This is a genomic window from Syntrophomonas sp. UBA5494 (assembly GCF_002426325.1).
On sequence record NZ_DIPG01000004.1, the window covers coordinates 1 to 10,768 of the forward strand.

General features: G+C 50.8%; 8 protein-coding genes and 1 pseudogene. 8 read left to right on the forward strand and 1 reads right to left on the reverse strand.

Annotated features, from left to right (window positions below; all coding sequences use genetic code 11):
• Positions 1–74: 74 nt before the first annotated feature.
• Positions 75–1,451 carry a YheC/YheD family endospore coat-associated protein gene (locus B3W37_RS00475; protein WP_483174460.1) on the reverse strand — a complete coding sequence of 459 codons (1,377 nt, stop codon included), beginning with the start codon at positions 1,449–1,451 and terminating at the stop codon, positions 75–77.
• Between the two features lie 124 nt (positions 1,452–1,575).
• On the opposite strand from B3W37_RS00475, the gene B3W37_RS00480 reads away from it, so the two are divergent.
• The 8 genes and pseudogenes from B3W37_RS00480 to B3W37_RS00515 form a co-directional block, all read left to right on the forward strand.
• On the forward strand, positions 1,576–3,732 hold the full coding sequence (locus B3W37_RS00480; RefSeq protein ID WP_483174461.1) for a YheC/YheD family protein: 2,157 nt from the start codon (positions 1,576–1,578) through the stop codon (positions 3,730–3,732).
• 270 nt (positions 3,733–4,002) lie between these two features.
• Complete coding sequence (gene cwlD / locus B3W37_RS00485; RefSeq protein ID WP_481041525.1) at positions 4,003–4,758, forward strand: N-acetylmuramoyl-L-alanine amidase CwlD; 756 nt, start codon at positions 4,003–4,005, stop codon at positions 4,756–4,758.
• A 29-nt stretch (positions 4,759–4,787) separates the two neighbouring features.
• Complete coding sequence (amrA, locus tag B3W37_RS00490) at positions 4,788–6,185, forward strand: AmmeMemoRadiSam system protein A (protein WP_483174462.1); 1,398 nt, start codon at positions 4,788–4,790, stop codon at positions 6,183–6,185.
• A 30-nt stretch (positions 6,186–6,215) separates the two neighbouring features.
• Entirely contained in the window at positions 6,216–7,205 is a 990-nt protein-coding gene (gene amrS / locus B3W37_RS00495) for an AmmeMemoRadiSam system radical SAM enzyme (RefSeq protein ID WP_483174463.1), read from the forward strand.
• Between the two features lie 406 nt (positions 7,206–7,611).
• Positions 7,612–7,920: pseudogene (locus B3W37_RS00500) on the forward strand (arsenate reductase family protein); the annotation flags it as partial.
• Positions 7,921–8,171: 251 nt separating this feature from the next.
• Positions 8,172–9,287: a carbamoyl phosphate synthase small subunit gene (locus B3W37_RS00505; RefSeq protein ID WP_483174464.1), complete on the forward strand. Its 1,116-nt coding sequence runs from the start codon at positions 8,172–8,174 to the stop codon at positions 9,285–9,287.
• A 137-nt stretch (positions 9,288–9,424) separates the two neighbouring features.
• Entirely contained in the window at positions 9,425–9,763 is a 339-nt protein-coding gene (locus B3W37_RS00510; RefSeq protein WP_481041517.1) for a P-II family nitrogen regulator, read from the forward strand.
• A gap of 82 nt (positions 9,764–9,845) precedes the next feature.
• The coding region (locus tag B3W37_RS00515) for an ammonium transporter (protein WP_483174465.1) at positions 9,846–10,768 on the forward strand (923 nt) is incomplete at its 3' end.

Genomic DNA, 10,768 nt, shown 5'->3' on the forward strand with positions numbered 1-10,768 from the left:
TTACATAAAACTTATAAAGCGGGGAATGTTAAACTCCCCGCCTGCTGGGATGGCTGCCGGTACGCCAGTTTGAGCTACCCGTTCACAGCCAGATGGCATGCAAACCTGATAGGATTGGCATAGATTTCATCTTCCAGATGTTGATCATTGAGTCGGCTTAGACTCACTTTCAGGGGTTTGGCATTGACCTCGATGATCCATACCTTGCCCTTATGGTCAATGCCCATATCCAGACCCAACTCCCCGCAACACCCAAAATGATCTTCAATAGCCTGACATGCAATCAGGGCAATACGGGTAACTTTTCCCGCAATTCCGTTATGTTGACCGGGTTTTTGGCGAAATACTGTTTTCAGGGCATGAGGCCAGCTGATTACCGACCCGCCGCTTCTCGGACTGGTAATGATACTTTTCCGCGCCGCTACTCTGACTGCGGTACCCGCCACTATCCATTTGCCGTTGATATCCTTCTGGCACAATACCCGCATATCAAACTGCTTACCCCGATATTTGGCCAATGGGATTTTTTCTTGAATGATATATCCCCCACCTGCTTCGCCATAGGAGGTCAGGAAAGACTGAATATTGTGAAGATTTTTTAAATGCCTTTTTACATTTTGTTCCGGCTTGCGGCTCTCCAACAGAAAACCATCACCCACTTTGGATAGTCTGAAAACCCCATGGCCCCTACTCAAACCATCAGGCTTCAAGTAGATGGCCTCACAATCATTCACTGCTGCAGCGACCTGTTTATTGGTATAAAGAATCGCAGTACGGGGCAAACAGGAGGCTAATTCAGGCGTCTGCCTCAAAACTTGATAAGTTTCCCATTTGCAAAGCTTGGGAATGGCATTGAATATCGTGACCTGTCGAAGCTCGGACAGCATCTCCCGCAGTTTGGTCCCATCGCTCCTGCCATGAGCGCCAAAACAACGGTCGTATATGACGGATGGAAGCGGAAATAGTCTGGAGGTCCATAAACCTTCTCGCGCTGATTGCTTCTTATAGAACCAGCCCCGGACGAGCCACTGACCCGGGAAAATATTATTGAGACTGAAAAAACAAGCCAGGGCTCCCAAACGGTCACATTCATTCACATACTTGTAGAAATTTTGGTTTTTGCACAGCCCTTGTGCTAAAAGCTCAATGTCTTTTTCAGATACAAAGATGCCGATCAGGGGACCCAAAATAACCCTGTTGTTAAACACTACTCGTCCCAATGTTTCCAGGTCCGGCAACAAAAGTTGCCGGGCAGCTTCCGCGGGTATCTTTAATCCGCCTTGCGCCCCCAACATGGCCCCTTTTTCTATAAGCAAGCCAGCAGTTCCAAACTGGAGAACTGCTTCTTCCTCATGATCTGACCAGAATTTGTCTGTGACATGTGCATTCGCGAGCGGCGATCTTAAAACGGTTGAGTTTTTATGCTGCAATGCTGGCCGGGTTTTGATCATAACCAATAAATCCACCACCCTTGTTACTTATATTTCAACTAGTTTATCTTATGGAGAAGCGTGTTGTGCTGACACCAATCCTTGTGCAATCTTCATAGGCTATAAATAAAACAGGTGAATCATATTGAAAATTAAAATACGTGTAATGCATGATAATGAACCGGTTCCCACCCTCTTTCTTGACAAGGTGCCTGAAGATATTGCAACTATGGATGTTGGTTACGGCGCCAAAAAAATAACGGCCAGAGTCAAGAAAGCGGATGGGAAAACAAGAACCGACGAAATCTTGATTAACCAGGCGCTATCAGAGCGACTGATGCTGCGTGAGAACCAGAGATCGATCCTGAGCAACACACACCCCGGTCAACTCATTCTAGGTCCTCTCATCGGCATTCATGTTTCAGCAGCTTACAAAGCGGAACTGTTAAAAAATAATATTGAAGGAGATTATAGACGCTTTATTACGGCCGCCGATTCACTGGGGGGAGAAGCCTTTTTGTTCGCTAGCGGGGATGTAGAGGAAAATGGTTCATTCATAAACGGCTTGACCAAAGCCGACGGTGGAGACTCGAAATGGCAGCATCATAAATACCCGCTTCCGAACGTCATATACAGCCAGTATCATAATGATGACAATCCACAGCATATCAAGCAGGTATTAACGGCATTAGCTGATACTCATGGAATTAAGGTGACCAATTATCCTGAACCCCAATTCCACGTTATACCCAACCAAACTTTTAAAGCGGCGGAAATGCTGGATTGTTGCCTGGAAGTCCGCCTGTTGATGCAGAGAGACCACTGCGGTCTGTGGAAGTATTCTGCAGGGTGCGCAGTCCTTGCGCCACACGACATTAAGGAACCCACCTTGTTCATCAAGCACCCTTTGGACGCTGCTTTAAGAGAAGTTTATGCTGACAATTTCAAAAAGGTAAAAGAGAATCTGACCCAACGTGCCCTGGCTGAATCGGTAAGATTAGATAGTCAAAACCCGACTCTGCTCGAATTGGAAATGCATTTTGGTATGGATTCATCCGGTGCAGCACATCTGAAAAATATAGACATAATGCCTGAAAAAAGATATGCCCTGGATTTTAAGGGCTCATCGGCGGCATATTGGGCAATAAGGCGTCCACTCTATTATTGCTTCCACCTGGCGGGGTATCAGGTAGGCAATGTGGATTTACCCAGGTATATTAAGAAACGCTACAGGCAGAGGGTTCTCATTGGTATATTTGAAGCCATGGGCAGGATCAGATCGATTCAATCAGGAAATGCAGATATTGACCAACAGCTCCTGGCCAAAGCCAGCAGGGAATTAGAATGCACTACGTACCACTTCTCGGTCAATGACTTAGGCCATAATAAAACCATTAACGGTTGGCACTACAGCCATCGCAAAAAGAAGTGGCTGCACAAGGAATTTCCATGGCCGCAGGTCTTGTATGACAGGGCTACATTTTTCAGAGCTGCGCAGCGTGAAAAGGCCAAAATATTTAGAAACAGGATTAAGGACAACGGAAGCACACTGCTTATAAACAACAAATCAGTTTTTGGCAAGGGCAGAACCGATAAGATACTGCGTAAAATGCCTTATCTAAGGCCATATTTACCGGATAATCTGGTCAATCCGACGCCATCCAAAATAGAAGAATTACTGGAGCGGTTCGCCATGGTGTTTGTCAAAACCGAGTATGACTCCAGAATGTCAGGGGTCTGGAAAATTGAAAAACTGGAGGGCCTGTATAAACTGTCAACTGAAGAGGCCAGCTTGAGCTACAAAAGCTTTGTGCAGCTATGGTCCGAACTACAGCCTATCATTGCCCCGGAGTCCTATGTAGCGCAACAAGGCATCTATGCAGTGGAATATAAGACACATCCGCTGAATGTCAGGGCCATTATGCAAAAAAATCATCAAGGTCAATGGGAAGCGGCATTAATAAAACCATGGATTACCAATTCACCTACCATCAGGGAAAAAACATTCAACTGGCAGCAGATCATGCCAGAGGTTTTTCCGCTCAGCCCAAAGGCTGATGCCATATATCGTGATATATGCAGGGTGGCAACAGCTGTAGCCCAGACCCTTGAAGCCCGGTCAGGGCCTCTGGGAGAGTTAGGCATCGATATTGTTATTGATAAAACAGGTCATCCCTGGATCATTGAAATCAACGGCAAAACCAATAAGACTTTTTTTATTCGGAATGAGCCATCGGACGCCAGGTATCGATTGTTTTACAACCCTCTCGCTTATGGGATTTATCTGGCCAGAAACTGTTGAGGACATTGGCATGCGGTAGAAGGAGTCAACCGAAAGTTTGGCGTAGGAGATGGTTCAAATCATTGTACCAGGCGCAACATTTTTGATTGCCCAGCATCAACATAACACACTGGGGATGCTTTTTTATGCTTATCGAAAGCGCCTTTAAAAATACACCATGACAACAGCCCTGCGGTGTCACGCGTGTCGCGGGTGTGAGCCGGCCTACTAGATTACAGAAATGGAGCATATATAAGAAATAGCAACATTTTCAGGAACAGGGGTGGACGCGTGTTTAAAGCCGGGGTCTATTATCTCCCCATGAAGATATACAAGACTGCTGTTATTTCGACCTTTTCAATACTCCTGATTGCGGCCATCTGGCTGGGACTGCCGCCCGAAGAGAGCTATATTCCGGCTTATGCCCTGGCCAGCAAGGTGGTAGTCATTGACCCGGGCCATGGAGGCTGCGACCCCGGCGCATCAAGGGGGGCTTATGTTGAAAAAGATATTACCCTGGCTATCAGCCAGCATCTCGCCCGGCAACTCAGTGAGGCCGGGGCCATGGTAGTGATGCTGCGCACCGAGGACCGCGATCTGGTCGGAGATGGATTTAGCGGTACTGTGGCCGCGCGCAAACGGGAAGACCTTAAATTGAGGGCGCAGAGAGCCAATGAGGTCAAGGCTGACCTGTATATCAGTATTCACACCAATGCTGACCCCAGCCCGCGCTGGTATGGAGCCCAGGTCTTCTATGACGCTTCCAGCAAACCCAGCAAATTGACAGCCGTTATGATTCAGGAGGAAATAACCAAACAACTGGGGAATACTAAACGCAAGGCAGCACCGGGGGATTACTATATCTTGAGGAACACCCAGATGCCGGCCGTTATTGTAGAGGTGGGCTTTATTTCCAATCCCCAGGAAGCCAGCCTGTTAGCCGATAACGACTACCAGGTGAAAATGGCCCAGGCCATTTTCGCCGGAATCGCCCAGGCTCAGGTTAGAACTTATGATACCGAGATCGAACTATACCCCAATTGGTAAACCTTGAGACAGACAAAGGAGTGAGCACTATGCTGACCTATGCGGCCCTGTCGCCTCATCCCCCGTTGATCATTCCCTATATCGGCGAGGAGAGGCTTCAGGGCGTGAAGAGCACTGTTGCGGGTATGAAAGCGATGGCCGCGCAAATGGCTCGAAGCCGGCCGGAAACGGTGATCTTTTTCACCCCTCATGGCAATGTATTTGCAGATTGTATCACCGCACTGGTGGAACCGCAACTTTACGGTGATTTGAGCGCTTTTGGCAGCCTTCACAAAGGACAAACCTACCCCAATGACCTGGAACTCTTAAGTGAAATCGGGCGTTTATGCAATGATGCCGATATATCCATGCTGGCCATCGATGAGGCCTTGGCCGGCAAATATAAATTCCATAAAAATCTGGATCACGGCATCCTGGTACCTCTGCATTACCTGCGGGAGGCGGGCTGCGGCGGCATAGCCATCATAGCCCTCAGTGTAGCTTATTTGCCTTTACTTGCACTATATCAGGCCGGGCTGTTTGTCAGACAGGCTGCTCAACGTTTAGGCCGCCGGGTGGCTATTATGGCTTCGGGCGACATGTCCCATCATCTTAAAAGCGAAGGCCCCTATAGCTACCACCCCGATGGCCCCCGTTTTGACGGGGCCATGCAGGATTTGCTGGCTCACGGGGATGTGACAGGCATTCTCGACATGCCGGAAGATATGCGCGAAAATGCCGGCGAATGCGGCTACCGGTCGGTGGTCATGATGTTGGGGGCCCTGGACGGTCTGAACTTTGAGCCCCAGGTTTTCAGCTATGAAGGCCCCTATGGGGTTGGATATCTGGTGGCCGGATTTAAGCCCGGTACAGAACCCCGGGACAGTATATTGGAGCAAATGCAGAGCAAACAAAGCCAGGCTATACAGCGACAACGTCAGGGTGAAAGTATGCCGGTACGCTGGGCGCGTATGGTTCTGGAGGAGTTTATCCGCAACAACAGACGGCCGGCTTTGCCTCGTGAAATGCAGGAACTGCAGAAAAAACAGGCGGGGGCTTTCGTTTCCCTGAAGAAAAAGGGGCAGCTGCGCGGCTGTATCGGCACCATCACTGCAGTTCGGCCCGACCTGGCCCAGGAAATAGCCGCCAATGCGATTAGTGCAGGCACCCAGGATTATCGCTTCGAGCCGCTCCGGGCTGAGGAACTGGACGAGCTGGTATATTCAGTTGACATATTGGGTCAACTTGAACCGGCCACCCGGAATCAGCTCGATCCTAAAGAGTACGGGGTGATCGTCAGTTCGGGGAGGAAACGCGGCCTCTTGCTGCCGGATCTGGAGGGAGTGGATACGGTTGAGCAGCAACTGCAGATTGCACTGCAGAAAGCGGGTATATCCAATAAGGAAGCCTATACTATCGAGCGCTTCAAGGTAACCCGATATACGTAAGCCATAAAATAACTCCGCAGGAGGGATATCGTGGCTCAGGCTATGTTTTTCGAACCACTGGAGGACTTGGGAGTAAAGTGCAATTTATGCCCGCATCACTGCAAGATTAAGCCGGGTAAGAAGGGGATCTGCCGGGTACGCAGCAATCAAGCCGGCAGTCTGATAACCTCCAATTATGGACAGGTGGCCTCGCTGGCCCTGGACCCCATCGAGAAAAAACCGCTCTATCATTTCTTTCCCGGTAATATGCTCCTCTCGGCAGGCACCTATGGCTGCAATCTGTCCTGCAGCTTTTGCCAGAACTATGCCCTGGCCCACGACACTCCGGCTACCCGGTTTATTCCTCCTGAAACCCTGGTGCTGGTTGCCGAACAGAGTCGAAGCAGCGGTTCTATCGGCGTAGCATTCACATATAATGAGCCATCGGTTTGGTACGAATATATCTGGGATTGTAGCCAACTTCTAAAAAATCGCGGTCAAAAGGTAGTTTTGGTCACCAACGGCTACATCGAAACCCGGCCTTTAGAGCAGCTGCTGCCCTTTATCGACGCTCTCAATATCGATGTTAAGGCATTCCGGAATGACTTTTACAGAAGGCTGTGCAAGGGTGCCCTGGCGCCGGTAATAAACACCGTCGAGCGCGCCGCCCGTCATACCCATGTAGAGATCACCACTTTGATCATTCCTGGCGATAATGATCAGTTGGAGGACATAGAAGCCCTGGCCAAATGGCTGGCTTCCATACGCAAAGAGATCCCCCTGCATTTGTCGCGCTATCATCCGGCCTATCATTATGACCGGCCGCCCACCCCGGAATCCACCCTCATGCAAGCCAGAGAAGCGGCCCGGATTCATCTGCCTTTTGTCTATCTGGGCAATACCGGTCTGGGCAATGACACCCGGTGTCTGAATTGTCAAGCTCTGCTTATCCGGCGCAGTTACTACCGGACTGAAATGGTGCATTTTGAAGAAGGGCGCTGTACAAGCTGCGGGGCTGAGATAGACTATATAATCGCCTGAAGATAAACTCAGGACTAACTGGCCGGGCAGGATAGGTCAGATTGTTATCAGGTGGTTTTCCCGCTCAGTTCAAAGCGCAAGAAAGGGAAGAACTAAAGCGTTCTTCCCTTCTTTATATGAAAGCCCCGGGAAAAAACCCAGGAGCTGTTCACACCTTATCAAACCCACACAATGTATGATATGAAACCCTTAATAGTAGTGTTACAACAGAACAGGCTTTATATTCCAACCCAGTACTGAATTTCATACGAATCAAGGCTTCTGGGCATCATCATGAGACAGGCAGGATGTTATCGGGTATTATAGAGAAGATAAAAGAGAAACCAGGTTTAAACACCTATGGAGGAGTGGTTTTATGGAGAGCAAATGGACGCTCTATTGTATCAAATCGTGAAGTACCTGCCAGAAAGCGAGGGCGTGGCTTTCGCAGCACGGGGTGGAATTTTGCGAACGGGACCTCCTGGCTGATCCGCCCGGCCTGGCGGAATTGCGCCGGCTGGCCAAAATGGCGGGGGTGGGGGTCAGGGATTTGGTAAACACCAAAAGCCAGGCTTATCGTAAGATCAAGCCGGATTTGGACAACCTGGATGAAAAAGGCCTGGCGGATCTCATTCAGAAAAACCCCCGCATTATGGTGCGCCCGCTCCTGGTCAAGAAGACGAAAATCGAGAGGGGTTTCAGTGAAGCCAAATATCAGGCCCTCCTGGGCAGCTGAACAAAAAGGCATGGAACGCCCATGCCTTGCACAGCCACACCCGGGGAACATGATCAGTCATAGCAATAAGCCCGGAGGAATAAGTATACAGTATTAGCAGCCGCTATGGGTTGCAGATTAATAAATTCCTGCTATACTGTAATACGAAAATAAAATTAAGCACATGGCAATGACGCCAAAGTGACAACGCATCACTAAGGGCGTTTTTTTTTGCGGGCATCTACAGTTGCCCAGGATGGAGGCAAAAAATCATGAAGACCAATCCCGGTTATCTGGTACTGGAAAATGGCATGGTCTTTAGCGGAGAATTGCTGGGAACGGGCCCCCGCTCGGGTGAGGTGGTATTCAATACCAGCATGGTGGGATATGAGCAGATTATAACCGACCCCTCCTACGCCGGGCAGATTGTGGTCATGACGTATCCATTGATCGGCAATCACGGCTTTAACCTGAACAATATGGAATCCCAGCGTTCCTGGCTGGAGGGTCTGGTGGTGAATCAACTCTGCAACGGTTCGGAGCATTATGAACAACAGATGTCCCTGGTGGATTATCTCCATACCAACGAGATCCCGTGTTTGCAGGGCATCGATACCAGAGCCCTGACCAGAATCCTGCGGGTGCGAGGCACCATGGGCGGCATCATCACCTCCAGGCTGGACGACCTCGCCGGCCTGCAAAGAGAGGCCAGCCGCTTGACTCCTCCCCCGGGGGGCTACGTAGGCCGGGTGACCAGACCGGAGATGAAGATGGTAGGTTCAGGTCCGAGGCGGGTGGTTTTGATCGATTACGGAGTCAAGCGGAGCATCATCACCTCTCTGGCGGCGAGAAAGTGTCAGGTAATTGTGGTGCCGGCCCAGACTTCGGCCCGGACTATCCTGGACCTGGAACCGGATGGGATCGTATTGTCCAACGGCCCTGGCGACCCGGCCGACTGCGGTTTTGCCGTTGCGACTATCCGCCAGCTCCTGGGCAACATACCCATATTCGGCATCTGCCTGGGACACCAGCTCTTGAGCCTGGCGCTGGGGGGGAAAACCAGCAAGATGGTATTCGGCCACCGGGGAGCCAATCAACCGGTGAAAGACCTGCGCAGCGGCAAGGTCTATATGACCTCACAGAACCATGGCTACACAGTGGAAGCGGATTCACTCCATGATAAAGCGGTCCGGGTGGTCTTTAGCAACCTCAATGACAACACGGTGGAGGGTTTGATACACCGGGAGCTGCCGGCCATGTCGGTGCAGTTTCATCCCGAAGCCGCCCCGGGCCCCCTTGACACCAAGTTCCTGATGGATGAATTCGTGGCGCAAATAGATGCTTATAAACGCAATCATGATAAGCTTTTAATTCGGCATATAGGCTGAATATATTCATAGGGCAATGGGGCCCTCTGTCCAAGGTGACAGAGGGCCTCTGTTTTTCTATAGACTTTACTGCAGCAACGGCGCTGATAACCCCTAATTGGGTTTCAGGGCCTTTGCTATTGAAAGGAGGTGAAAAAATGAAAAAGATTGAGGCCATTATCAGACCCAGCAAGCTGGAGGAACTTAAAGCAGTGCTCAATAAAATGGAGGTGCGCGGCATGACGGTTTACAATGTGATGGGCCGGGGGCTGCAGCAAAATGTCAAGCAATACTACCGCGGCCAGGAAGTATCCGTAGACCTCTTCCCCAAAGTAAAGGTGGAGGTCATCTGCCGGGATCACTGGCAGGAGAGGATCGTCGATGCCATCATGGAGACCTGCCGTACCGGGGCGATTGGTGACGGAAAAATCTTTGTTTATCCGGTGGAAGAAATCATACGCATCAGCAGCGGCGAACGCGGCGATGCGGCTCTGTAAACAGGTATTTTATTACAGGCCAAAGGGGGCCTGCGCAAATTTTTAGGCTGTATTGACAGCCCGATTTAGGAGGTTTTAAATTATGAGATCATTAAAACTATCACTTGGCGCAGTGACCCTGGCCATCACCCTCTTGGCAAGCAGACCGGCCCTGGCTGCTGAAGAGGTCAGCATAAGTGCAGGGGATACCGGTTTTATCCTCATCTGCGCCGCCCTGGTGTTGTTGATGACCCCGGGCCTGGCCATGTTCTACGGCGGCATGGTGCGCAGCAAGAACATACTCAGTATCTTGATGCAATGCCTGGCAGCCATGGCCCTGGTATCGATACAATGGATACTCCTGGGCTATACTTTATCCTTCGGGCCTGATCATGGCACCTTAATAGGGGGTTTGGACTTCTTAGGCTTTGGCAACATCGGTCTGGAGGCCTTATCAGACACAGTACCCATTCCTCATCTGGCCTTTGCCGGCTTCCAGCTAATGTTCGCCATCATAACTGCGGCCCTTATAACCGGGGCTTTCGCGGAGAGGATGAAATTCTCGGTCTTCGTGGTCTTCATCCTGCTGTGGACCACCTTGATATATGATCCCCTGGCCCACTGGGTATGGGGAGGCGGCTGGCTGGGCCAATTGGGCATCATGGACTTTGCCGGAGGCACTGTGGTACACATCAGTTCTGGGGTGTCCGGCCTGGTGGCGGCTCTGGTGCTGGGCAAGCGCCTCGGCAAGGAGCGAGAGGCCATCCGTCCTCACAATATGCCCTTGACCGTTCTGGGCGCAGGATTGCTGTGGTTCGGCTGGTTCGGGTTTAATGCCGGCAGCGCCCTGTCCGCCAATGGGGTGGCGGCCCTGGCCTTCCTGGTGACCAACACCTGCACTGCTGCCGGAGCCTTATCCTGGGTGGCGGCGGAATGGCTGCATCATGGCAAACCCACCGTTTTTGGCGCGGTCAGCGGTGCGGTAGCCGGCCTGGTCGCCATCACCCCGGCGGCGGGTTTTGTCAG